Annotated in this window: 20 protein-coding genes and 3 tRNA genes; 17 read left to right on the top strand and 6 right to left on the bottom strand. The window is 59.2% G+C overall.

Going from position 1 to position 23136, the window contains the following annotated elements:
• Positions 1 to 42: 42 nt before the first annotated feature.
• The 7 genes from ppsA to UIB01_RS11510 all read left to right on the top strand — a co-directional run bounded on the left by ppsA (position 43) and on the right by UIB01_RS11510 (position 7036).
• Entirely contained in the window at positions 43 to 2412 is a 2370-nt protein-coding gene (gene ppsA, locus UIB01_RS11540) for a phosphoenolpyruvate synthase (RefSeq protein WP_038660387.1), read from the top strand.
• Positions 2413 to 2577: 165 nt separating this feature from the next.
• Entirely contained in the window at positions 2578 to 3066 is a 489-nt protein-coding gene (gene rraA / locus UIB01_RS11535) for a ribonuclease E activity regulator RraA (protein WP_038660384.1), read from the top strand.
• An 81-nt stretch (positions 3067 to 3147) separates the two neighbouring features.
• Positions 3148 to 4143, top strand: a complete 996-nt coding sequence (cmaX, locus tag UIB01_RS11530) for a divalent cation transporter CmaX (protein WP_038660381.1) — start codon at positions 3148 to 3150, stop codon at positions 4141 to 4143.
• Positions 4144 to 4199: 56 nt separating this feature from the next.
• Positions 4200 to 4442, top strand: coding sequence for a hypothetical protein (locus UIB01_RS11525; protein ID WP_038660378.1), 243 nt, complete (start codon positions 4200 to 4202; stop codon positions 4440 to 4442).
• A 2-nt stretch (positions 4443 to 4444) separates the two neighbouring features.
• Positions 4445 to 5269: a mechanosensitive ion channel family protein gene (locus UIB01_RS11520; RefSeq protein WP_038660375.1), complete on the top strand. Its 825-nt coding sequence runs from the start codon at positions 4445 to 4447 to the stop codon at positions 5267 to 5269.
• Positions 5270 to 5353: 84 nt separating this feature from the next.
• On the top strand, positions 5354 to 5944 hold the full coding sequence (gene sigX, locus UIB01_RS11515; protein WP_038660372.1) for an RNA polymerase sigma factor SigX: 591 nt from the start codon (positions 5354 to 5356) through the stop codon (positions 5942 to 5944).
• 99 nt (positions 5945 to 6043) lie between these two features.
• The gene (locus tag UIB01_RS11510) at positions 6044 to 7036 is read left to right on the top strand and encodes an OmpA family protein (RefSeq protein WP_038660369.1); all 993 of its coding nucleotides are present in this window, start codon (positions 6044 to 6046) and stop codon (positions 7034 to 7036) included.
• Between the two features lie 280 nt (positions 7037 to 7316).
• On the opposite strand, the gene acnB is transcribed toward UIB01_RS11510, so the two are convergent.
• Entirely contained in the window at positions 7317 to 9926 is a 2610-nt protein-coding gene (acnB, locus tag UIB01_RS11505; protein ID WP_038660366.1) for a bifunctional aconitate hydratase 2/2-methylisocitrate dehydratase, read from the bottom strand.
• Positions 9927 to 10333: 407 nt separating this feature from the next.
• Between acnB and UIB01_RS11500 the strand changes: the two genes are divergently transcribed.
• Complete coding sequence (locus UIB01_RS11500; RefSeq protein ID WP_038660363.1) at positions 10334 to 10810, top strand: DUF1289 domain-containing protein; 477 nt, start codon at positions 10334 to 10336, stop codon at positions 10808 to 10810.
• Positions 10811 to 10843: 33 nt separating this feature from the next.
• Here the strand turns inward: UIB01_RS11500 and uspL are convergent, their stop codons facing one another.
• Positions 10844 to 11704 (bottom strand): universal stress protein UspL, encoded by an 861-nt coding sequence (gene uspL, locus UIB01_RS11495; protein WP_038665705.1) that lies wholly within the window; start codon positions 11702 to 11704, stop codon positions 10844 to 10846.
• 177 nt (positions 11705 to 11881) lie between these two features.
• On the opposite strand from uspL, the gene UIB01_RS11490 reads away from it, so the two are divergent.
• Entirely contained in the window at positions 11882 to 12487 is a 606-nt protein-coding gene (locus tag UIB01_RS11490) for a MiaE family protein (RefSeq protein ID WP_038660360.1), read from the top strand.
• Here UIB01_RS11490 and lpxH read toward each other — a convergent pair.
• Together lpxH and UIB01_RS11480 are read right to left on the bottom strand one after the other, a co-directional pair.
• The gene (gene lpxH / locus UIB01_RS11485) at positions 12484 to 13206 is read right to left on the bottom strand and encodes a UDP-2,3-diacylglucosamine diphosphatase (RefSeq protein ID WP_038660357.1); all 723 of its coding nucleotides are present in this window, start codon (positions 13204 to 13206) and stop codon (positions 12484 to 12486) included. The genes UIB01_RS11490 and lpxH overlap by 4 nt on opposite strands.
• 6 nt (positions 13207 to 13212) lie before the next feature.
• The gene (locus UIB01_RS11480; RefSeq protein WP_023444350.1) at positions 13213 to 13707 is read right to left on the bottom strand and encodes a peptidylprolyl isomerase; all 495 of its coding nucleotides are present in this window, start codon (positions 13705 to 13707) and stop codon (positions 13213 to 13215) included.
• 192 nt (positions 13708 to 13899) lie between these two features.
• Between UIB01_RS11480 and UIB01_RS11475 the strand changes: the two genes are divergently transcribed.
• Positions 13900 to 15567, top strand: coding sequence for a glutamine--tRNA ligase/YqeY domain fusion protein (locus UIB01_RS11475; RefSeq protein ID WP_038665702.1), 1668 nt, complete (start codon positions 13900 to 13902; stop codon positions 15565 to 15567).
• Positions 15567 to 16952 (top strand): cysteine--tRNA ligase, encoded by a 1386-nt coding sequence (cysS, locus tag UIB01_RS11470; RefSeq protein WP_038665699.1) that lies wholly within the window; start codon positions 15567 to 15569, stop codon positions 16950 to 16952. The genes UIB01_RS11475 and cysS overlap by 1 nt, the downstream gene beginning before the upstream one ends.
• A gap of 58 nt (positions 16953 to 17010) precedes the next feature.
• Here the strand turns inward: cysS and folD are convergent, their stop codons facing one another.
• Positions 17011 to 17865, bottom strand: coding sequence for a bifunctional methylenetetrahydrofolate dehydrogenase/methenyltetrahydrofolate cyclohydrolase FolD (gene folD, locus UIB01_RS11465; protein WP_038660353.1), 855 nt, complete (start codon positions 17863 to 17865; stop codon positions 17011 to 17013).
• Positions 17866 to 18138: 273 nt separating this feature from the next.
• On the opposite strand from folD, the gene UIB01_RS11460 reads away from it, so the two are divergent.
• The 3 genes from UIB01_RS11460 (at position 18139) to UIB01_RS11450 (ending at position 18460) form a co-directional block, all read left to right on the top strand.
• Positions 18139 to 18215: transfer RNA gene (locus UIB01_RS11460), tRNA-Arg, on the top strand.
• Between the two features lie 32 nt (positions 18216 to 18247).
• Positions 18248 to 18323: transfer RNA gene (locus UIB01_RS11455), tRNA-His, on the top strand.
• Positions 18324 to 18375: 52 nt separating this feature from the next.
• Positions 18376 to 18460, top strand: a tRNA-Leu gene (locus UIB01_RS11450).
• Between the two features lie 151 nt (positions 18461 to 18611).
• Here UIB01_RS11450 and UIB01_RS11445 read toward each other — a convergent pair.
• A complete protein-coding gene (locus UIB01_RS11445; protein WP_038660351.1) occupies positions 18612 to 20039 on the bottom strand; it encodes a hypothetical protein in 1428 nt (475 codons plus the stop codon).
• Between the two features lie 392 nt (positions 20040 to 20431).
• On the opposite strand from UIB01_RS11445, the gene UIB01_RS11440 reads away from it, so the two are divergent.
• From UIB01_RS11440 to imuA, 3 genes are all read left to right on the top strand, one after another.
• Positions 20432 to 21148 carry a FadR/GntR family transcriptional regulator gene (locus tag UIB01_RS11440; RefSeq protein ID WP_038660348.1) on the top strand — a complete coding sequence of 239 codons (717 nt, stop codon included), beginning with the start codon at positions 20432 to 20434 and terminating at the stop codon, positions 21146 to 21148.
• 7 nt (positions 21149 to 21155) lie between these two features.
• Complete coding sequence (locus tag UIB01_RS11435; protein ID WP_038660345.1) at positions 21156 to 21917, top strand: sulfite exporter TauE/SafE family protein; 762 nt, start codon at positions 21156 to 21158, stop codon at positions 21915 to 21917.
• A gap of 598 nt (positions 21918 to 22515) precedes the next feature.
• On the top strand, positions 22516 to 23133 hold the full coding sequence (gene imuA, locus UIB01_RS11425; RefSeq protein WP_038660340.1) for a translesion DNA synthesis-associated protein ImuA: 618 nt from the start codon (positions 22516 to 22518) through the stop codon (positions 23131 to 23133).
• Positions 23134 to 23136 lie beyond the last annotated feature (3 nt).

Here is a 23136-nt window from a genome sequence, read left to right as displayed (position 1 = left end):
AGGCCCCGGTTGAGTTTCCAACACTAATGTGGAGAGATCACCTTGGTAGAGTACGTAGTTTCCCTCGATAAGCTCGGCAATCATGACGTTGAGCGTGTAGGGGGCAAGAACGCCTCCCTCGGCGAGATGATCAGCAACCTCGCAGGCGCAGGTGTTTCGGTGCCTGGCGGTTTCGCCACTACGGCCCAGGCCTATCGTGATTTCATGGAGCTCAGCGGTCTCAACGAGCAGATCCATGCGCTTCTCGATGCGCTGGACGTGGATGACGTCAACGCCCTCGCCAAAGCCGGCGCGCAGATTCGCGGTTGGGTCATGGAGGCGCAATTCCCGCCGAAGCTGGATGCCGACATTCGCAGTGCATTCGCAGAAATGTCCGGTGGTAACGACCATATGGCGGTCGCGGTTCGCTCCTCGGCCACTGCAGAAGACCTGCCGGACGCTTCCTTCGCTGGTCAGCAGGAAACCTTCCTCAACATCCGTGGCGTGGACAACGTGATCCGCGCGACCAAGGAAGTGTTCGCCTCGCTGTTCAATGACCGTGCCATTGCTTACCGCGTGCATCAGGGCTTTGATCACAAACTGGTCGCCCTGTCTGCCGGTGTGCAGCGCATGGTCCGCTCGGAAACCGGCACCGCCGGCGTCATGTTCACCCTGGATACCGAATCCGGCTTCCGTGACGTGGTGTTCATCACCGGCGCCTACGGGCTGGGTGAAACTGTCGTTCAGGGCGCGGTCAATCCGGATGAATTCTATGTCCACAAGCACACGCTGGAAGCTGGTCGCCCGGCAATCCTGCGCCGCAACCTGGGCAGCAAGGCGATCAAGATGGTCTACGGCGCTGAAGCCAGCGCCGGCAAGTCGGTCAAGACCGTCGATGTCGACCAAGCCGATCGCATGCGCTTCTGCCTGACCGACGAAGAAGTGAGCAATCTGGCCAGGCAGGCCATGACCATCGAGAAGCACTACGGGCGTCCGATGGACATCGAGTGGGCCAAAGATGGCGACGACAACCAGCTGTATATCGTCCAGGCGCGTCCGGAAACCGTGAAGAGCCGCAGCAGCGCCAATGTCATGGAGCGCTATCTGCTGAAGGAAAAAGGCACCGTGCTGGTCGAAGGCCGTGCCATCGGTCAGCGAATCGGCGCAGGTCCGGTCAAGGTCATCCACAACGTCAGCGAAATGGACAAGGTCCAGCCGGGCGATGTGCTGGTTTCCGACATGACCGACCCGGATTGGGAGCCGGTTATGAAGCGCGCCAGCGCGATCGTCACCAACCGTGGCGGGCGTACCTGCCATGCGGCAATCATCGCTCGCGAGCTGGGGATTCCGGCGGTCGTTGGCTGCGGTAACGCCACCGAAATGCTGAAAGATGGTCAGCGCGTCACCGTTTCCTGTGCCGAAGGCGACACTGGCCTAATCTTCGATGGCGAACTGGGCTTCGACATTCGTCAGAACTCCATCGACGCCATGCCGGAGCTGCCGTTCAAGATCATGATGAACGTCGGTAACCCTGATCGTGCCTTTGATTTCGCGCATCTGCCGAACGAAGGTGTCGGCCTGGCCCGTCTCGAGTTCATCATCAACCGCATGATCGGCGTGCATCCCAAGGCACTGCTGAACTTCGACGGCCTGCCTGCAGATGTGAAGAGCAGTGTAGAGAAGCGCATCGCTGGCTACGACGATCCGGTCAACTTCTACGTTGAGAAGCTGGTCGAGGGCGTAAGTACCCTGGCTGCGGCGTTCTGGCCGAAGAAGGTCATCGTGCGCCTTTCGGACTTCAAGTCCAACGAGTACGCCAATCTCATCGGCGGCAAGTTGTACGAGCCGGAAGAAGAGAACCCGATGCTCGGCTTCCGCGGTGCCTCGCGTTATATCAGCGACTCGTTCCGTGATTGCTTCGAGCTCGAATGCCGTGCGATGAAGAAGGTCCGCGACGTCATGGGCCTGACCAACGTCGAGCTGATGGTGCCTTTCGTGCGCACCCTGGGTGAAGCCTCGCAGGTCATTGATCTGCTCGCCAAATACGGCCTCAAGCGCGGCGAGAATGGCCTGCGGGTCATCATGATGTGCGAACTACCATCCAATGCCCTGCTGGCTGATGAGTTCCTGGAGTTCTTCGATGGCTTCTCCATCGGCTCGAACGACATGACTCAGCTGACCCTCGGCCTGGACCGTGACTCCGGCATCATCGCCCACCTGTTCGATGAGCGTAATCCGGCGGTGAAGAAGCTTCTGGCCAACGCCATCCAGGCGTGCAACAAGGCCGGCAAGTACATCGGTATCTGTGGTCAGGGGCCTTCGGACCACCCGGATCTGGCCAAGTGGCTGATGGAGCAGGGCATCGAGAGCGTGTCCCTGAACCCGGACTCGGTCCTGGATACCTGGTTCTTCCTTGCCGATCGCGAAATCTGATCGCTGAAGTAGTAATGAAAACGGGGCGTCAGCCCCGTTTTCATTGGTGCTGATAATGTCCGACCTTGCAATCCCGTTCCGCCTCTGACACCTAGCGGCTAATATGCGCGCCTAGATGGTTGTACGCTGGATGTCGCCGTAATTTCCAAGCAGAAGGAGCTTCCCATGCAATACGTCACGCCTGATCTGTGCGACGCCTATCCGGACCTGGTGCAGGTCGTCGAGCCGCTGTTCAGCAACTTTGGTGGTCGCGACTCCTTCGGTGGAGAAATCGTGACCATCAAGTGTTTCGAGGACAATTCCCTGGTCAAGGATCAGGTCGACATCGACGGAACCGGCAAGGTGTTGGTAGTCGACGGTGGCGGGTCGCTCCGTCGTGCTCTGCTGGGCGACATGCTTGCCGAGAAAGCCGCACGCAATGGCTGGGAAGGCTTGGTCATCTACGGTTGCGTTCGTGACGTTGACGTTCTTGCGCAGACCGAGCTTGGTGTGCAGGCGCTGGCCAGCCACCCAATGAAGACCGACAAGCGCGGCATCGGTGATCTAAATGTTCCGGTGACTTTCTGCGGCGTAACGTTCCGCCCAGGTGAATATGTGTATGCCGATAACAACGGCATCATCGTGTCGCCTGAGCCGCTCTCGATGCCGGAATAACACCGGCGCTGACGAATGTGCGTGCCCTCACTCTAAGCCCGGCGATGCCGGGCTTTTCATGAGCAATGATGGAACGGATAGATGCGGGAAAATGAAAGCGAACAGAGCGGGTTGATTCACGCCTTTGTTCTGAATGGCAGCGGCGGTGCTCGGCAGATTGGCTATGGCGACCTGCATGAGCTCCAGCTTGCGGCTAACGAGAGTATCTGGCTGCACTGGGATCGCAGCCAGCCGCAGGCACAGGACTGGCTGCGCAGGCGAAGTGGCTTGACTGCATTCGCGTGCGATGTGCTGCTCGAAGAAAATACTCGGCCTCGCATGTTGGCGCTGGAGCAGGAGGAACTCCTGTTGTTTTTACGGGGAGTGAATCTGAACCCCGACGCCGAGCCGGAGGATATGGTTTCCGTGCGCGTATTCGCGGATCGGCAGCGCGTCATCTCGCTTCGGCTTCGTCCGCTGCGCTCAACCGAGGTCGTGATTCAATTGCTGTTGGAGGGTAGGGGGCCGAAATCGGCTTCTGAACTGCTGCTCTATCTGGCAGAGGCGATGACCGAGCGGGTGGATGATCTGGTCACACAGTTGGCCGAGCGTATTGATGCCGAGGAAGAGCGGATCGAGGGCGATCCGCAGTCCACCTTGGAGCACGCTTCGATGCTTTGCTTGCGACGGCAGGCCGCAAGCTTGCGGCGCTTTCTGTTGCCGCAACGAGAGCTCTACGGGCAGATGACGCGTACTCACTTCAGCTGGTTTGCCGAGGACGACACCGAATACTGGAATGAACTCAGCAACCGGCTCACCCGGTATCTGGAAGAGCTCGAGATGATACGCGAGCGAGTCAATCTGGTGGTCGAGTCGGAGCACCGTAGGCTCAATCAGCGGATGAACCGCACCATGTACCTGCTTGCTATCATCACCGGCTTTTTCCTGCCGTTGAGCTTTCTGACCGGGCTATTGGGCATAAACGTAGGCGGGATCCCGGGGGCAGAGTTTTCCTATGGTTTTGTCGTCGCCTGTTTGCTCATAGGCAGCGTCGCGCTGTTGCAATGGTGGCTCCTGCGACGGCTGCGTTGGGTGTGAATGTGACTCCTACCCAGCCGTAAGCCGTCTAGACCACATACTTTAGTGAGGTTTGCATGCGCGATCCCTTTGAAGAATCCCTGCGCGACCTGCTCAACAAACCCTCGGTTCATGACGACGATGCTTGCTTGGGCCGTGTGTTGAAAACGGCCAACCGCCAGGTTGGCGCCGGCGACCTGTTTGCGCTGATCGGTCACTGGCTGAAGGCTCTGATGATTGCCGTCAATAGCGGCTCGGGCCATGTCGCTCCGGTTTCTCGCCGAGAAACACCTAACTGTTCGTTCGATAAGGCTGATTGATCATGGAATTCGATCCCTGGACCCAAAGTCTTCTAGCGGCAATGAGTTCGCTCTGGGCATCTGTCGCGGGCTTCATCCCTCGGCTTTTCGGCGCGCTGGTCGTTGTACTGCTCGGCTTCGTTGTAGCCAAACTGCTTGATACGCTGCTATCCAAGGTTCTTGCCAAGATTGGGCTGGATCGCTTGATGGCCGGAACTGGGCTCACCAAACTCCTTAGCCGAGCAGGAATTCGAGTTCCCGTCTCCGCGCTGATCGGCAAGGTGGTGTACTGGTTCGTACTGCTCATTTTCTTGGTATCGGCCGCCGAGTCGCTTGGCCTGGAGCGGGTATCGGCAACGCTGGACATGCTGGCACTCTACGTGCCCAAGGTCTTCGGTGCGGCATTGATCCTGCTCGCCGGCGTCCTCCTGGCGCAATTGCTCAGCGGTCTGGTTCGCGGTGCGGCCGAGGGTGTAGGGCTGGATTACGCCAATGGCCTGGCGCGTATGGCCCAGGGGCTGGTGATCATCATCAGTATCTCGGTTGCGATCGGGCAACTCGAGGTGAAAACCGAGCTCCTCAACTATGTCATCGCCATCGTGCTGATTACCGTTGGCCTGGCGGTTGCGCTTGCGTTTGGCCTCGGTAGCCGCGAGCTGGTATCGCAGATACTGGCCGGCATCTATGTGCGTGAACTCTACGAGGTCGGTCAACGGGTGCGTATGGCGGATATTGAAGGGCAGATCGAGGAGATCGGAACGGTCAAGACGTTGCTGCTGACCGACGACGGCGAGTTGGTTTCCGTCGCTAACAAAGAGCTGCTCGAACAATGTGTTGGCAGCCGCTAGCCTTGCGATTCTGGTAAAATACGTCGCCTTTTTTACGGTTTCCTTAAGCAGGGGCCGTGCCTCCGACTGCCGGCTCGAAGCGTCTTGACTAAAACTTCATCGTCCGTATCGCGCTACGACCCCCGCCAGCTCACCGACGAAGAGCTGGTGCAGCACGCTCATGTCGAACTATTTCATATAACGCGTGCGTATGAAGAGTTGATGCGGCGATATCAGCGCACGCTGTTCAATGTATGTGCGCGTTACTTGGGCAACGAGCGGGACGCGGACGATGTATGTCAGGAGGTAATGCTTAAGGTTTTATATGGCTTGAAAAACTTCGAAGGCAAATCGAAGTTTAAAACATGGCTATATAGCATCACTTATAACGAATGTATTACTCAATATCGCAAGGAGCGTCGAAAAAGACGTCTGCTCGATGCGCTTAGTCTGGACCCGCTAGAGGAGGCTTCAGACGAAAAGGCTCCCAAGATCGAAGAGAAGACGGGACTCGATCGTTGGCTCGTGCATGTGAATCCTATTGATCGCGAGATATTGGTGTTGCGTTTTGTTGCCGAACTCGAGTTCCAAGAAATAGCGGATATCATGCACATGGGTCTAAGCGCAACGAAGATGCGCTACAAACGTGCGCTCGATAAGCTACGCGAAAAATTTTCCGATACAGCTGAAACTTAATCCCGGAAACTTGTCTTATACCTTGCGAACAGCTTGGGCATACAGACAGCCGGTTTCCTTAGATTGTTCTGATTCTAACCACCAGATGGGGATTTACGGATGAAACTTAAAAACACCTTAGGCGTCGTTATCGGTTCGATGGTTGCCGCCACTTCTCTCAGCGCGCTGGCCCAAGGACAGGGTGCCGTAGAGGTGGAAGCGTTCGGTAAGCACTACTTCACCGATAGCTCGCGTGACGTTCAGCGTGACGGTGAGCTCTACGGCGCTGGCGTGAGCTACTTCCTGACCGACGATGTTTCGCTGGGCCTTTCCTATGGCGAGTACCACGACCTGACCTCCAAAGATCCGGTTGGTACCGATGGCAGCCACAAGAACATCAAGGGCAGCCTGACTTCCCTCGATGCCGCTTATCACTTCGGCGCGCCGGGTGTAGGTCTGCGTCCTTACGTCTCCGCTGGTGTCGCTCACCAGAGCATCGGTCAGGCTGACCGTGGTGGTCGCGATCGCAGCACCTTCGCTAATGTTGGTACCGGTCTGAAGTATTACTTCACCGAGAACTTCTTCGCCAAGGCCAGCGTCGACGGCATGTACAACATCGATGCGGACGAAGCCGAGTGGATGGCTGGCGTTGGCGTTGGTCTGAACTTTGGCGGCGGCGCCCGCCAGGTTGCAGCTGTTGAGCCGACTCCAGAGCCGGCCCCGGCTCCGATCGTCGACAACGAGCCGGAACCTGCACCGGAGCTGGTGCGTGTCGAGCTGGACGTGAAATTCGACTTTGATAAGTCGCGCGTTCGTGAAGAGAGCTACAGCGACATCAAGAACCTCGCTGATTTCATGCAGCAGTACCCGCAGACCAGCACCACTGTTGAAGGTCACACCGACTCGGTCGGTACTGACCAGTACAACCAGCGTCTGTCCGAGCGTCGCGCCGAAGCGGTGCGCAACGTTCTGGTCAACGAGTATGGTGTTGAAGGTGGTCGCGTGAATTCCGTAGGTTACGGTGAGTCCCGTCCGGTTGCGGACAACTCCACCGAGGAAGGTCGTCAGATCAACCGTCGCGTTGAGGCTGAAGTAGAAGCTCAGGTTCAGTAACCCGAGCCAGCTGCTCCTGGAAAAGCCCGGCTAGCCCGGGCTTTTCTTTGTCCGGAAAAAAGGATTATGTCTTGTTGGGGGCGGCCTTTCGTTGCTACTGCGGCATTCATATGGGCAGATGCTTTGTCGATGAAGTGTTGGCCTATTGTTGTGACGCGAATAGTGACCGGGCCGGGACTGTTGCTTTTTGTTTTGGCGATTAAGCGGAGGCAGATCTAAAAGAGTTCCACGCATAAAAAACCCCGCCGAAGCGGGGTTTTCTTATTGCCTTACCGCGTCATCAGACTTCAACGACCTTGATCTTGGCCTTTTCCGCAGCGTCACGGAATTCGGCGATCTGGTCGAAGGACAGGTAGCGATAGATATCGGCAGCCATGCTGTCGATGTTCTTCGCGTACTCCATGTATTCCTCGACGGTCGGCAGCTTGCCGATGATGGAAGCTACTGCTGCCAGTTCGGCCGATGCCAGGTAGACGTTGGTGGCGTCGCCAAGGCGGTTCGGGAAGTTACGAGTCGAAGTGGACACGACAGTCGAACCGGTCTGAACGCGAGCTTGGTTACCCATGCACAGGGAGCAGCCCGGCATTTCCATACGCGCGCCAGCCTTCCCGTAGATGCCGTAGTAGCCTTCTTCGGTCAGCTGATGGGCGTCCATCTTGGTCGGCGGAGCCAGCCACAGACGAGTCGGAATGCCACCCTTGACCTTGTCGAGCAGCTTGCCGGCAGCGCGGAAGTGGCCGATGTTGGTCATGCAGGAACCGATGAAGACTTCGTCGATCTTCTCGCCAGCAACGGTGGACAGCAGGCGGGCATCGTCCGGGTCGTTCGGTGCGCAGAGCACGGGCTCTTTCACTTCGGCCAGGTCGATCTCGATCACTGCAGCGTATTCGGCGTCCTTGTCTGCTTCCAGCAGCTTCGGATCGGCGATCCACGCTTCCATCGCCTGAGCGCGGCGCTCCAGGGTGCGGGCATCACCGTAACCCTCGCTGATCATCCAGCGCAGCATGGTGATGTTGGACTTCAGATACTCGGCGATCGAGTCTTCCGGCAGCTTAATGGTGCAGCCGGCAGCCGAACGCTCGGCAGAGGCGTCGGACAGCTCGAATGCCTGTTCTACAGTCAGCTGGTTGAGACCTTCGATCTCGAGAATACGGCCGGAGAAGATGTTCTTCTTGCCCTTCTTCTCGACAGTCAGCAGGCCCTGCTGAATGGCGTAGTAGGGGATGGCATGAACCAGGTCACGCAGGGTGATGCCAGGCTGCATCTGACCCTTGAAGCGCACCAGTACGGATTCCGGCATGTCCAGCGGCATGACGCCAGTGGCGGCAGCGAAGGCGACCAGACCGGAACCGGCCGGGAAGGAGATGCCGATCGGGAAGCGGGTGTGCGAGTCACCACCAGTGCCGACGGTATCCGGCAGCAGCATGCGGTTCAGCCAGCTGTGGATGATGCCGTCGCCCGGACGCAGGGACACGCCGCTGCGGTTCATGATGAAGTCCGGCAGGGTGTGGTGGGTGTTGACGTCGATCGGCTTCGGGTAGGCAGCGGTATGGCAGAACGACTGCATGACCAGATCGGCGGAGAAACCCAGGCAAGCCAGGTCCTTCAGTTCGTCGCGGGTCATCGGGCCAGTGGTGTCCTGGGAGCCGACGGTGGTCATCTTCGGCTCGCAGTAGGTGCCCGGACGTACGCCCTTGCCTTCCGGCAGGCCGCAGGCGCGACCGACCATCTTCTGCGCGAGGGTGAAGCCCTTGCCGCTGTCAGCCGGCGCTTCTGGCTTCTTGAACAGGGTGGATGGTGCCAGACCCAGCTCGGCGCGGGCCTTTTCGGTCAGGCCGCGGCCGATGATCAGCGGGATACGGCCGCCAGCGCGGACTTCGTCCAGCAGGACGTCGGTTTTCAGTTCGAAGGTGGTGATGACTTCGTCGGTGCCGTGCTTGCAGACCTTGCCAGCGTAAGGATAGACATCGATCACGTCGCCCATGGCCAGGTTGCTGCAATCGAATTCGATCGGCAGGGCGCCGGCATCTTCCATGGTGTTGTAGAAGATCGGAGCGATCTTGGTGCCGAAGCAGAAGCCGCCTGCGCGCTTGTTCGGCACGTTCGGGATGTCGTCACCGAAGAACCACAGCACGGAGTTGGTGGCCGACTTGCGCGAGGAACCGGTGCCGACCACGTCGCCGACGTAAGCAACCGGGAAACCCTTGGCCTTCAGTTCTTCCATCTGCTTGATCGGGCCGACCGAGCCCGGTACGTCCGGATTGATTCCGTCGCGGGCCATTTTCAGCATGGCCAGGGCGTGTAGCGGGATGTCGGGGCGCGACCAGGCATCTGGAGCAGGCGACAGGTCGTCGGTGTTGGTTTCGCCAGTGACCTTGAATACGGACAGGGAAACTTTTTCGGCAACTGCCGGGCGGTTGGTGAACCACTCGCCATCGGCCCAGGACTGCATCACTGCCTTGGCATGCTCGTTACCGGCTTTGGCTTTCTCGGCTACGTCGTGGAAGGCGTCGAACATCAGCAGGGTGTGCTTGAGCTGCTCGGCGGCAACTGCGCCCAGTTCGGCGCTGTCCAGCAGCTCAACCAGGGTGGAGATGTTGTAGCCGCCCTGCATGGTGCCCAGCAGCTCGACGGCGCGCTGCTTGCTCAGCAGCGGCGAGGAGGTTTCACCCTTGGCCAGGGCGGACAGGAAGCCGGCCTTGACGTAGGCGGCTTCGTCGACGCCAGCAGGGACGCGGTTGGTGATCAGATCAACGAGGAATTCTTCTTCGCCGGCCGGCGGGTTCTTCAGCAGCTCGACCAGGCCTGCAGTTTGCTCGGCGTTCAGCGGCTGGGGCACGACGCCCTGGGCGGCACGCTCTTCTACGTGTTTGCGATAGGCTTCAAGCACAGTTTTTACCCTCATCATTGGTCCCTTGGGTGTTTCGGGACGCGCATCCGGAAGCTGTTTTCAAAGTTTTACGCCGGGCGGGCGAGGCCGAATGGGCAGGAGAGAGACAAATCTGCGCATCCGGCACGCAGCCGGTTCAACTGTGCTCGTGACGCTTTGAAAACAGCTTCGTATGGAATGTGGCGCCAAAAACGGCGGGCCAATACTACTGGAAACAGGCCTGAAAGTTAAGTCGACCACCGGTAACGCGCAGCGCTGGAGCCTTGGCTGGCGCACCTGGTGCGCAAGGCCACGGCCCGTCTGGGCTGGGCTTGTAGCGATGTGTTGAGTGTCCGCAGTTCTAACGTGGGTGACCATGCTAGGACAAAAGTCTAAGATGCTCGGCCCGTCACCAACCTGCTTCGCTCATGTCCATACAGCGCATCAAAACCCCCTGCATCGGCCTATGTTCTACGGTTTACGGCGATATCGTCTGCCGCGGGTGCAAGCGCTTTCATCACGAGGTGGTCAACTGGAACACCTACGATGAAGAGGAAAAGCGAGCGGTATGGCGGCGTCTGGAAATTCTGTTGGCGCAGGTCATGACTGCCAAGCTTGAGGTGTTCGACGCCCAACTATTGCGCCAGCAGCTTGAGAGCAGACAGGTGCGCTTCGTGGTGGAGCAGTCGCCGTATTGCTGGGCCTACCAGTTGATCGCTCGCGGAGCGCGAGTCATCCAGCAGCTTGAGGCGTATGGGGTTGCATTATTGCCCGAGTTTCGCGATCGACCGCTTCCAGAGCTGCGCGATGCCATCGATCAGGAGTTCTTCCTGCTTTCCGAGGCCCATTACGAGCGGTACATCGCGCCGCGCTTTCTTCTCGAAGGCCTGGATGTCAGAGTTTGAAGCGAAAGCCCGGCGGGACTTTCGCTCATGGGGTCAATGGCGGACCAGATCCTCGAGATGGTCGATGATGTCGTCGGGTTTTAGCACCAACACGTCGCTTTCCAGCGTGTCGAGCACCACTTCAGCGGTATTGCCCATCAGCGCGCCTGAGAAGCCGGTTCGCGCCACGGTGCCTATGACCGTCACCACGGCCTTGAGCTGATGGCAAACCCTTGGGATAAGGGCATCGGCTGGGCCTTCCTCGACATGTAGTTGAGCGTCCGGGATATCGAACTCTTCCTGGAATCGCTTGCAGGCCTCACGGTAGCGCGCCTCGATCGTTTCCTTGAGCTGGAATGCCGGATCTGCAGCAGAGAGCATGGCTGAGGGATGCGCACTGATAACGTGCAACTTGCCATCGGCAAGGCTGGCGATCTCATAGCCATGATTGATGATCGTTGCATGCAGGGTGCGGTGTTCCAGATCGGAATTGCCGACGTCCACCGCGGCCAGAATGTTGCCTCCCGTCCACGGATTCGCGGTTTTCACCATGAGTACCGGGCACGGGCAGTAGCGCAGCAGCTTCCAGTCCTCGGGGGTCAGCAGCGCACGCTTGAGCGGGTTATCCGGTACGTGCTGTTTGACGACCAGTCCGCAGCCTTCTGCCTGCTGCACCGTGATGATCGTTTGGTGAAGACTGTCGTGCCAGGCTTGTTGCGTGCTTACCTGGTGGCCCTCACTTTCGAGTTGTTCGCGCAGCGCTGCCAGGTGTGAGCTGTGATCATGCTTCGCATCACACGTCAGCAGATGCAGGTGGGACTGGCTGACGCTCGAGATCAGGCGTGCGCGTTTCAATGCCAGCTCTTGTGGCTGGTTCGGGTCAATTACCACGAGGATGCAGCGTATGGCTTGCATGATCGGCTCCATTTCCAGATGCGGGTTGGTCAACTATAGACAAGCCTGGGATGTCAGCCGTGATGTACGTCAAGCAAGGCTGGATGCTCCGCGCGGCATTCGTATAATGCCCGCCCGACGCGCGGCGGTGCCACGTCACCACCCGCTTATTTTGTTCCTGAATATGCAGGGTTCGACATGCTTCCTGATCTGAATGATTTCCTCGGTTGTGCCACGCCCGCTGCTTGGGTGGACGCAGCTTTGCAGAATCAGGATGTGATGCTGATTGATCATGGCAACTGTGAGAAGAAGGCGGCGGGCGCGGCGTTCCAGCTGATGTTCCGCTATGTCGACAAACCCGACCTGCAGAACAAGATGTCGCGGCTGGCGCGCGAAGAGTTGCGTCATTTCGAACAGGTGCTGGCAATAGTCCGTCGACGTGAAATTCCGCTGCGCAATGTCGGCTCCTCGCGCTATGCGGCCGGTCTGCGCGAGCTCGTGCGCAATCATGAGCCGTATCGACTGACCGATACGCTAGTGATCGGTGCCTTTATCGAGGCGCGCTCCTGCGAACGCTTCGCCATGCTGGTCCCGTACCTGGATGAAGAGCTGGGTAAGTTCTATCACGGTCTGCTCAAATCCGAGGCGCGGCACTTTCAGGACTATCTGAAGCTGGCGTACGAGTACGGCGACGCTGCCGATGTTGATGCCACGATCATCCGGGTACGTGAGCGTGAGCGCGAGCTCATCGAAAGCCCGGACGCCGAGTTTCGCTTTCACAGTGGTGTGCCGCTAGCGGCTTAGCTTAGATCGAACGGGGCTTGCTGAAAGCCTTTCTCGTCGACTTGTAACGCCCAGCCTTGGCGGTCCCAATCGCCGAGCACGATGCGCCGCGCCGGCTGGCCGTTCACTTCCAGCTCATGCATCGCCGGGCGATGGGTATGCCCGTGAATCAGCGTCTGCACGCCATGCTCGGCGAGTACGCGAGGGATAAGTTCCGGGGTGACATCGATGATGTCCGAAGCCTTCATGCGCGTCTGGGTGCGACTTTCATTGCGCAGCTTGCGCGCCAGTTTTCGGCGAGTGGACAGCGGTAGATTGCGCAGGATGAACAGGCTGAGCGGATTGCGTAGCAAGCGTCGTAGCCGCATGTAGCCTTCGTCGCGCGTGCACAGGCTGTCGCCATGCATCAGTAGGACGCGCTCACCACAGAGCTCGACCACGCTCGGGTCGCCCAGCAACGTGCAGCCTGCTGCGCGGCAGAAGCCTTTGCCCAGCATGAAGTCACGATTGCCATGCATCAGGTAGATGCGCGTGCCGCGCTCGCTCAAGGCGTGTAGGGAGTCGGCGATCGAGCGCTGGAACGGCGTCATTGCGTCGTCGCCGATCCAGACCTCGAAAAAGTCGCCGAGGATGTACAGCGCTTCGGCCTGGCCCGCGCGTGTTTCTAGAAAATGCAGAAACGCCCGGGTAATGTCCGGGCGTTCCTCTTCCAGATGCAGATCCGAGATCAGCAGGATCACTCGCGATTACTCGACGATCTCAGCCTTCTCGATCACCACGTCTTCCACCGGGACGTCCTGATGGCCGGACTTCATGGTGGTCGCAACGGCTTTGATCTTCTCGACCACGTCCATGCCGTCGGTTACTTCACCGAATACGGCATAACCCCAGCCCTGAACGGTCGGCGCGCTATGGTCGAGGAAGTCGTTGTCCTTCACGTTGATGAAGAACTGCGCGGAAGCGGAGTGCGGCTCCATGGTGCGGGCCATGGCCAGGGTGCCGGTCTTGTTCGATAGGCCGTTGTTGGCCTCGTTCTTGATCGGTGCACGGGTGGGCTTCTGCTTCATGCCAGATTCGAAACCGCCACCCTGGATCATGAAGTTGCTGATTACGCGATGGAAGATGGTGCCGTCGTAGTGGCCGCTCTTCACGTATTCCTTGAAGTTGGCAGTGGTTTCCGGAGCTTTGTCTTCGAATAGATTGACGGTGATGACGCCGTAGTTGGTGTGCAGTTTGATCATCGGGATGAGATTCCGTTTTTGATGGGGCGGGGCAGACCGCTGCAAGGGTCGTCGTTACCGACTGTCGTCATCCGCTGATGGCAGTGCCGCCTGGGCGCATTGCTCTGTCAGGGGGTTGACGGGTCCGCTATGATAGGCGCTTTGATTTGGCCGGCCTACCCTGAGCCGCACTCGCTGATCGTTAAGGACATCATGAGCAAGCCCGAGACTCCCGCCGCAAGCAACTTTCTCCGCCCGATCGTTCAGGCTGATCTGGACGCCGGCAAGCACGCCAAGATCGTCACCCGCTTTCCGCCGGAGCCCAATGGTTACCTGCATATCGGGCATGCCAAGTCGATCTGCCTGAACTTTGGCCTGGCGAAGGAGTTCGGTGGCGAGTGCAACCTGCGCTTTGATGACACCAACCCAGCCAAGGAAGACCAGGAATACATCGACGCCATCAAGAGTGACGTCGAGTGGCTGGGCTTTCAGTGGGCGGGCGAAGAGCGCTACGCCTCCAACTATTTCGATCAGTTGCACGAGTGGGCCATCCACCTGATCAAGGCTGGCAAGGCCTATGTCTGCGACCTGACGCCCGAGCAGGCACGCGAATACCGTGGCAGCCTGACCGAGCCCGGCAAGAACAGCCCGTTCCGCGAGCGTTCGGTAGAGGAAAACCTAGATCTGTTCGCGCGCATGAAGGCCGGCGAGTTCCCGGATGGTGCCCGGGCTTTGCGGGCGAAGATCGATATGGCTTCGCCGAACATGAACCTGCGTGATCCGATCCTCTATCGCATTCGTCACGCTCATCATCACCAGACCGGCGACAAGTGGTGCATCTACCCCAGCTATGACTTCACCCATGGTCAGTCGGATGCCATCGAAGGCATCACGCATTCGATCTGCACACTGGAGTTCGAGGATCACCGTCCGCTTTACGAGTGGTTCCTGGCCAACCTGCCGGTGCCGGCGCAGCCGCGTCAGTACGAATTCGCTCGTCTCAATCTGAATTACACCATCACCAGCAAGCGCAAGCTCAAGCAGCTGGTCGATGAGAAGCATGTGAGTGGTTGGGACGACCCGCGGATGTCGACGCTCTCCGGATTCCGGCGCCGCGGCTACACCCCGGCGTCGATCCGTAACTTCTGCGACATGATCGGCGTGAACCGTGCTGGTGGTGTGGTCGACATCGGCATGCTGGAGTTCGCGATTCGTGAGGACCTGGACGCCAACGCAGCGCGTGCGATGTGCGTGCTCAAGCCGCTCAAGGTGGTGATCACCAACTACCCGGAGGGCCAGGTCGAGAACCTCGAACTGCCGTGCCATCCCAAGCAGGATATGGGCGTGCGGGTGCTGCCATTTAGTCGTGAGATCTACATCGATGCGAGCGACTTTGAAGAGGTCCCGCCGGCCGGGTTCAAACGGCTGATTCCGGGCGGCGAAGTGCGTCTACGCGGTAGCTACGTGATTCGTGCCGATGAGGCGATCAAGGACGAGGCTGGCAATGTCACCGAGCTGCGCTGCAGCTATGACGAAAACACCCTGGGAAAAAACCCGGAAGGCCGCAAGGTCAAGGGTGTGATCCATTGGGTTCCGGCAGCCGATAGCGTCGAATGTGAGGTGCGCCTGTACGACCGCCTGTTCCGCTCCGCCAATCCGGAAAAGGACGAGGAGGGCGGTAGCTTCCTCGACAACATCAATCCGGAGTCGCTGGTTGTGCTCAGGGGGTGCCGTGCCGAGCCGTCGCTGGCCAATGCCGAACCTGAAGAGCGGTTCCAGTTCGAGCGCGAAGGCTATTTCTGCGCCGACCTGAAGGACAGCAAGCCGGGTGCTCCCGTGTTCAACCGCACCGTCACGCTACGTGACTCCTGGGGTCAATGATGGTGCTGGCGATCTACAACACCCTGAGCAAGACCAAGGAAGCGTTCCGCCCGCTGGAAGGCAACAAGGTGCGCATGTACGTCTGTGGCATGACGGTCTATGACTTCTGTCACATCGGCCATGCCCGGGTAATGGTCGCGTTCGACGTGGTCACCCGTTGGCTGCGCCATCGCGGCTACGACGTGACCTACGTGCGTAATATCACCGACATCGACGACAAGATCATTCGCCGTGCCAGCGAGAACGGCGAGCCGTTCCAGGCGCTGGTCGAGCGTATGATCGCTGCCATGCACGAGGACGAAACTCGCCTCAACGTACTGCGTCCGGATATCGAACCGCGTGCGACTGACCATATCGCCGGCATGCACACGATGATCCAGGCGCTGATCGACAAGGGCTTCGCCTATGCGCCGGGCAATGGTGATGTCTATTACCGGGTCGGCAAGTTCGTCGGTTATGGGAAGCTGTCGCGGCGCAAGATCGAGGACCTGAAGATCGGTGCGCGCATCGAGGTCGATGAGGCCAAGGAAGATCCGCTGGATTTCGTGCTGTGGAAGGGCGCCAAACCGGGCGAGCCTAGCTGGGATTCGCCATGGGGCGCAGGGCGTCCGGGCTGGCATATCGAGTGCTCGGTGATGTCCACCTGCTGCCTGGGCGAGACGTTCGACATTCATGGTGGCGGTCCGGATCTGGTGTTCCCGCACCACGAAAATGAGATCGCGCAGAGCGAAGCGGCCACCGGCAAGCAGTACGCCAATACCTGGATGCACGCCGGTGCGGTGCGCGTCGACGGCGAGAAGATGTCCAAGAGCCTGGGCAACTTCTTCACCATTCGCCAAGTGCTGGAAAAGTACCATCCGGAGGTGGTGCGCTATCTGCTGGTGTCCAGTCACTACCGCAGCCCGATCAACTACTCGGAAGACAGTCTGCGCGAAGCGAAGAGCGCGCTGGAACGCTTCTACAACGGCCTCAAGGGCTTGCCGAATGTAGCGCCTGCGGGTGGTGACGAGTTCGTTGCTCGCTTCGCTACGGCGATGGATGATGACTTCAACTCGCCTGAAGCCTGCGCAGTGCTGTTCGATATGATCCGTGAGGTCAATCGCCTGCGTGAGTCTGATCCGGCCGCAGCTGCGCAGCTAGCTGCGCGCCTCAAGGAATTGGCTAGCGTATTGGGCGTGCTGCAGCTCGAGGCTGAAGCCTTCCTGCAAGCTGGTGCGGCGGCGAAGGTCGATGCAGCTGAAGTCGAAGCACTGATCGCTGCGCGCCTCACGGCTCGAGCTGAAAAGAACTGGGCCGAATCCGATCGCATCCGCGACCAGCTCACCGCGATGGGTGTGGTGCTGGAGGATGGAAAGGGCGGTACGACCTGGCGTCTGGCTGAATAAGGAGCGACGTAATCAAAAACGGCACCGAAAGGTGCCGTTCTTGTTTCAGCTCTGGGTATCAGCCGTGCAGGTGTTCGGCTGCATGCAACGTATTTTCGAGTAGGCAGGCGCGGGTCATCGGACCCACGCCACCCGGGACAGGGGTGATCCAGGCGGCGCGTTCGCTGGCCGGCCCGAACTCCACATCACCCAGCAGGCGCCCATCGGCCTGGCGGTTGATGCCTACATCGATGACGATCGCGCCGGGCTTGATCCATTCGCCCTTGACCAGCCCGGTGATGCCGGTGGCGACCACGACTAGGTCGGCACGCTGGACGTGCTCGGCCAGGTTGCGGGTAAAACGATGAGTCACGGTCGTGGTGCAACCGGCGAGCAGGAGCTCCAGTGCCATCGGTCGGCCGACGATATTGGAGGCGCCCACGACTACGGCATCCAGGCCGTGCAGGTCGAACCCTGTGCTTTCCAGCAGCGTCATGATCCCCTTCGGGGTGCAAGGACGCAGCAGCGGCATGCGTTGGGCCAGGCGGCCGACGTTGTAGGGGTGGAATCCATCCACGTCCTTGTCGGGGCGGATGCGTTCGAGCAGCTGAGAGGCGTCGAGGTGCTTTGGAAGGGGCAGCTGTACCAGGATGCCGTCGATGGACGCGTCGGCGTTGAGCTGATCGATCAACGCCAGCAAATCTTCCTGGCGGGTATCGCTCGGCAGGTCATGAGCGACCGAGTTGAAGCCTACCTCCTCGCAATCCTTGCGCTTGTGCGCCACGTAAACCTGGGAGGCCGGGTCGCTCCCCACCAGAATTACCGCTAGGCCGGGAGCGCGGAGCCCTTGGGCGCGTCGTTCGGCAACACGACCGGAGATCTGTTGGCGAATGTTGGCAGCAATCGTTTTACCGTCGATCAGTTTTGCGGTCATGACGCTTGGTTAACCATAGGAGAGGACTTGGAAAGGGCGCGTATTCTCGCATGTCGCGGCGATGTGGCAAAGGCGAAGCAGCTACCAGCACCTGTAACTCCTTTATCTAACTGAAATTTTTTTAAATTTGCTGTTGACGACTGTTTGGAGCCTCTATAACATTCGCCCCGCTTGTCGAGCACAGCCTGCTGCTGGGTAAGATGGCTTTCGAAGAAGGTGATTTCTTCAATAGCCGGAGCTTCAAGTCTGCGCTCCGAACAGAATGCAGATAAAGCGCCCGTAGCTCAGCTGGATAGAGCATCCGCCTTCTAAGCGGATGGTCGCAGGTTCGAGTCCTGCCGGGTGCGCCATTACGGACTCTGGCACAAGCAAATGCAATATGGTGGGCGTAGCTCAGTTGGTAGAGCACAGGATTGTGGCTCCTGGTGTCGAGGGTTCGATCCCCTTCGTCCACCCCATATTCCCGAAAACGCCAGGCGCTGCCTGGCGTTTTCGTTTAAGCCCTGCTTGGCGGACGTGGTGAAATTGGTAGACACACCAGATTTAGGTTCTGGCGCCGTAAGGTGTGAGAGTTCGAGTCTCTCCGTCCGCACCATCACATGATTTCGAGACTCTGTAAGAAGAATCGAAAATCGCTGAAAGCCCCGTGATAGGGGCTTTTTTGTGTCTGCTGTTTTGATGCGTGAAACTACCTATCCCGCCGTCGTCTGCGTGCTCATTGGCAGAGTCAGTAGGGTGGCATGGGTTCATCCTCGCTTCCACAGGCGGCTCAGTCGATGCCATGCGGAGCGTTGCAGCTCCGGTGGTTCGGGCCAGTGGGCCTTCTTGCTTTCGCATTGCACGATACCCTTGGTGCCTAGCCTCAGGCGCCAGCGCTGGGCCGATGGAAAGTGCTCGTCGGGATTGGTATGCAACAGCAGCAGGTTATAGTCGTGCTGCTTCTCGATGGGGTGGGCCTGGACTGAAGCTTTGCTGCCATCGCTAGCGGAATCATCGTTTTCGGCCTGGACAAACAGCTTGTTGTGGCTCGCCTGAATCATCGCGCAAAGCTGTTCACAATCCAGCGTGAGCCGCTCCCGAATCTCGTCGTGCTCCAGTGCGGCCTTGTCCAGAGTCAGCAGCACGCGATAGCAGATGATCTGCCGCTCCTCGTTGGTGGCCCATTTGCCAGAGTGTTCCCGAACCACTGGCGGTAGATCGGGCAGCTTGCGGTAGTCGAGCCAGACCCGTTGCTGTGCGAGCAGCTTGCGGGTGTACGGCATCAACAGGCGAATCTTCCAGCGCGGCTTGCCTTTGCGCAGTCTGCGAGTGATGGCGGTGATCATGTCGTCGCGCAGCAGATCACGGACGGCGTAGACCAGCGCTATCCCTAGCAAAAGGGTGAGCGAGAGTTTCTCGCTGGCGTCACGCGCATTGAACAGAAAGTAGGTGAAGAGCGACATGATCAGCATCGTCGACGCCGCCTTGACCAGCTTATAGGTGCCCGCGCCCAACTGCGTAACCTTCGAACGCAACAGTACCGGGTACTCCAGCAGCCGGTGATACAGCGCCATGCGGTTCCATATGCGTGTCGGGGTTCCGTGGAAGTCGCTCAGGTACTCGCGCTCCTTGCGGTATCGGAGTTCCTGGCGCAGGAACTCCGATACCGCTTGCTTGAGCTCTTCGTCGAGGGTCGCATAGCCCGCGAGCGTCATGCTTTCCAGTAGGAATTGCTCGGCATGCCACGAAAAATAGATATCCATCTGGCGGAAGTAGCGCTGCTGGTTGCTCTGCTTCGGGTTGGACCTGCGCAGGCGTTGCGCGAAGTTTTGGCTGAGCCGCAGTGCACGCGCCACAGGCTCTGCCACAGCCTCGGAGGTGAGCATCTGCTGGCGCAACCGTTCCATTGAGGCCTGGTACTGGAAGAACCAGGATCCGTACATGATTTCGTAGTGCGGCGAGAGCAGTACGAAGGATTGGTCAGCCTTGCTGATGCGGTCCTTCGATGGCATGCCAAGCAGCCCGTAACTGTGCGTCAGGGTGGTAAAGAAAAACTGCTCCTCCGACAGGGTCCAGGCCGACAGGTTGCTCTCGTGCGGGGTGAACAGATACAGCTCGATCTTATGCCGTCCAGGTTGCTTCAGCGTGCGGGTCAGCTGCAGGCGGAAATCGCCTTTGCGCTTGAGTGAGAACACGAAACCCCCAATGACAGTAGGACGCGGTGAGAATACCAAGCTTCGCTAGCGGGTTCGCCAGGCTAGTGGGGCTTCTGCTTGAGCGTGAATGCCGTGTCGGCTTTTTCGTGCAGCTGCATTAGCCGCATTCGTAGATGATCCCCCCGGCTGCACACGTTGGAATGCAGGAGCGCGGTGCAATTTGTTGGTGGCATTTCTGAAGGTTGGGCAGGCCCGCCGTGACTTGCTGCGTTCAGTACTCCTGGTTCTGTTAATACCTCGCAACTGCCACAGCTCACAGCAGTAATTGCTGAACCTGGCGCTCAAAAACCGCCCGTTTCAACGCCTGGTTGTAGGTTGCTGTAAATTCATCCTATGATTGAAACATGGGATGAATTTGAGGGTGATGGGTAATGTCCTTGCAGCACACCGTTCGATCTTCGCTTGTAGAGCGGGTAATCGAGCAGATGCGATCGCAGATCAATGCCGGCGAATGGTCGCCGGGTATGCGAATACCTACTGAAAGCCAGCTCAGCAACTCCCTTGGTGTCGGTAGAAATACAGTCCGAGAGGCGGTGCGGGCGCTGGTCCATACCGGGGTGTTGGAGGTTCGCCAGGGGGCCGGGACGTTCGTGCTCTCCAGCCGAGACCCGTCTGGATTGCTCCAGCGCCTCGATCACGCCGCGCTGCATGATCAGCTCGAAGTTCGACGTGCGCTGGAGGTCGAAGCCGCGCGCCTGGCAGCGTCGCGGCGCACGGATGAGGACCTGCGAGCGATACGTGATGCTCTCGGAGCGCGGGGGGCTTGGAGCGATCAGGCCTCACTCGAGGCGTTCGTCGAACGAGATGCCGATTTTCATCTGAGCATCGTTCGCGCCAGCCATAACGTCACGCTGCTTGAGATGTATCAGTTCTTCTGGGAGGGCCTGCAAAACACCATTGCCAAGACGGAAGGTGAACAACAGCTCCCGGAGCCTACCTATGCAGCACATGCGGCCGTCTATGACGCCATAGCTCGGGGTTGCCCCGAGCAGGCTGCCATAGCGGCCAGCGAGCTATTGACGCCGGCGCTAGAAACGCTGGCCAGCACGCTGGAAATTGATTCTCGAAACACGGACACAAGGGAGTAGAACCTTCATGGATCATTCGATCGCGACGTGGGCAATCTTGCTGGTTGCCGCTTTTCTTGGTGGCGGATTGAACGCCATTGCCGGTGGCGGCAGTTTTTTCACGTTTCCGGCACTGGTTTATGCCGGCGTGCCTGCCGTGGCGGCGAATGCTTCAGGGACTCTCGCACTTCTGCCTGGCTATTTTGCAAGCACCTGGGGCTATCGAGAGGACCTGCGTCCGCCCGCAACGCTATCTATGGGTGCGCTCGTAGCCATAAGCCTGGGCGGCGGTGCCGCAGGGGCGGCGCTGCTGCTGACCACGCCCGATGATGTGTTCCGTGCAATCGTTCCCTGGCTACTGCTTGTCGCGACGTTGCTGTTCGCCTTCGGGCCTTGGTTGCTGCGCAGGTTCAAACGCGATTCGGGCGAGGATGAGGCGAATGCAATGGTGCAGGGTTTCACCCTGGCCGTTGTCAGCATCTATGGGGGCTATTTCAATGGCGGTCTGGGCATCGTGCTACTCGCTGCATTCAGTTTGCTTGGCCATCGAGACATCAACTCGATGCAGGGGCTCAAGAATCTGGTTTCCTCCGTACTAACCGCGATCGCAGTGTCTGTATACGCATTCGGCGGTGCGATCCTTTGGCGTGAGGCGCTGATCATGATGTTGGCGGCGACCGTCGGCGGCTATGTCATGGCTCGTGTCGGCCGACGGCTGCCTTCGAGCTTTGTACGCGCGGTTGTGATTGTTACCGGTGTTGTGATGACGGTGCTTTTTTTCCGCGCCTGATACCGGTTTTCTCTGTCAGGGCCGACTTCTCCTTCTCGCCAATCGCTGCGTTCGCTTGAGTTTGATGAGAATTGCTATTTTTAAGCGATGGGTGCATCCACCCTACGGCTTGCGGGCGGGGCGTAGTGCTACGCATAGCCTCCCTGGAGCCGGAGCCCCCCCGCTGCGACGCGGATACCCATCATGCTAGCCTGATGCACCAGCCGGCAGCCCTTCGGCTGGTGCTGTCCGATGACAACGATGGCTACGAAGGCCGCTACGGAATCGAGGAACCGCACCAGGCGGTTCTGAAAGCGGTCCTGCAGCGAATATTGCCGTTGTGCCTGCAGGCCAGCGCCTGCCTGCCACGGATTATTCGGCGCGACCCGCTACGCGCTGCCACTCCGTCCAGACTTGCCGCCTACGGTGTTGCTCGGCTGGATGAAGCGGCTGATGCAGGGGTAGCGGCTATTTCGAACCGTCGATGAGCGACATGGAATCGCCTGTATGAATACTGTATAAATAGACAGTATTCAGAGGTGAGCTCCGTGAGCAGTGCATTCATTTCTTTCCTTAATAAGGCATTTCCTGGCCGAACGCTGATAGCGAGGTTCGCCTGATGGGAACGGTCGCAGCGCTTGAAGTCCTGCTCGACCAGCGTCGCGTATGGCGGGGCCAGCCAGTCGCGCCCGCTGCCGGGGCGCAACCGACAGGCCATGCTCCATTGGATAGGCGCCTGCCTACGGGCGGCTGGCCGCAATCTGCGCTGACCGAGATCCTGATGCCCGCTGCCGGGATAGGAGAGCTGCGTTTGCTATGGCCAACGATCGCCCGTCTTACCGCTGCTGGCCAGCGCGTCGTGCTGGTGGCGCCACCCTTCATTCCCTATCCGGCAGCATGGCTGGCAGCCGGTGTCGTCTTGCAATACCTGGTGATCATCCAGGCGACCGGCAAGGAAGTGTTGTGGGCCGCGGAGCAATGCCTGCGTTCCGGATGTTGTGCAGCCGTGCTGTGCTGGCCGCAGCGTGCGGATGACCGCGGCATGCGCCGCCTGCAGGTGGCGGCCGAAAGCGGTGATAGTTTGGGTTTTGCTCTTCGTGATGCCGGCGAGGCAGTCAATCCGTCACCAGCGGCATTGCGCCTAGTGCTGGATACGCCGCCCGGATCGGTGCGGCTACTCAAATGTCGAGGCGGTGTGGTGCCGCAGACCTCGTTTGCCCTGGCTGAGGGAGCCTGACGG

The sequence above is a fragment of the Stutzerimonas decontaminans genome (assembly GCF_000661915.1).
In the GTDB taxonomy this organism is placed as follows: Bacteria; Pseudomonadota; Gammaproteobacteria; order Pseudomonadales; family Pseudomonadaceae; genus Stutzerimonas; species Stutzerimonas decontaminans.
The sequence above is the reverse complement of the archived record's forward strand: the minus strand, read 5'-3'. Positions and strand labels throughout refer to the sequence as shown.

Coding starts and splice junctions, on each gene's coding strand:
- folD (WP_038660353.1), bottom strand. CDS start 17,865: ATGACCGCAAAACTGATCGACGGTAAAACGATTGCTGCCAACATTCGC.
- UIB01_RS11525 (WP_038660378.1), top strand. CDS start 4,200: ATGCGCGATCCCTTTGAAGAATCCCTGCGCGACCTGCTCAACAAACCC.
- UIB01_RS11500 (WP_038660363.1), top strand. CDS start 10,334: ATGTCCATACAGCGCATCAAAACCCCCTGCATCGGCCTATGTTCTACG.
- cmaX (WP_038660381.1), top strand. CDS start 3,148: ATGCGGGAAAATGAAAGCGAACAGAGCGGGTTGATTCACGCCTTTGTT.
- UIB01_RS11490 (WP_038660360.1), top strand. CDS start 11,882: ATGCTTCCTGATCTGAATGATTTCCTCGGTTGTGCCACGCCCGCTGCT.
- UIB01_RS11510 (WP_038660369.1), top strand. CDS start 6,044: ATGAAACTTAAAAACACCTTAGGCGTCGTTATCGGTTCGATGGTTGCC.
- imuA (WP_038660340.1), top strand. CDS start 22,516: ATGGGAACGGTCGCAGCGCTTGAAGTCCTGCTCGACCAGCGTCGCGTA.
- UIB01_RS11440 (WP_038660348.1), top strand. CDS start 20,432: ATGTCCTTGCAGCACACCGTTCGATCTTCGCTTGTAGAGCGGGTAATC.
- uspL (WP_038665705.1), bottom strand. CDS start 11,704: ATGCAAGCCATACGCTGCATCCTCGTGGTAATTGACCCGAACCAGCCA.
- UIB01_RS11475 (WP_038665702.1), top strand. CDS start 13,900: ATGAGCAAGCCCGAGACTCCCGCCGCAAGCAACTTTCTCCGCCCGATC.
- cysS (WP_038665699.1), top strand. CDS start 15,567: ATGGTGCTGGCGATCTACAACACCCTGAGCAAGACCAAGGAAGCGTTC.
- UIB01_RS11435 (WP_038660345.1), top strand. CDS start 21,156: ATGGATCATTCGATCGCGACGTGGGCAATCTTGCTGGTTGCCGCTTTT.
- rraA (WP_038660384.1), top strand. CDS start 2,578: ATGCAATACGTCACGCCTGATCTGTGCGACGCCTATCCGGACCTGGTG.
- UIB01_RS11520 (WP_038660375.1), top strand. CDS start 4,445: ATGGAATTCGATCCCTGGACCCAAAGTCTTCTAGCGGCAATGAGTTCG.
- UIB01_RS11480 (WP_023444350.1), bottom strand. CDS start 13,707: ATGATCAAACTGCACACCAACTACGGCGTCATCACCGTCAATCTATTC.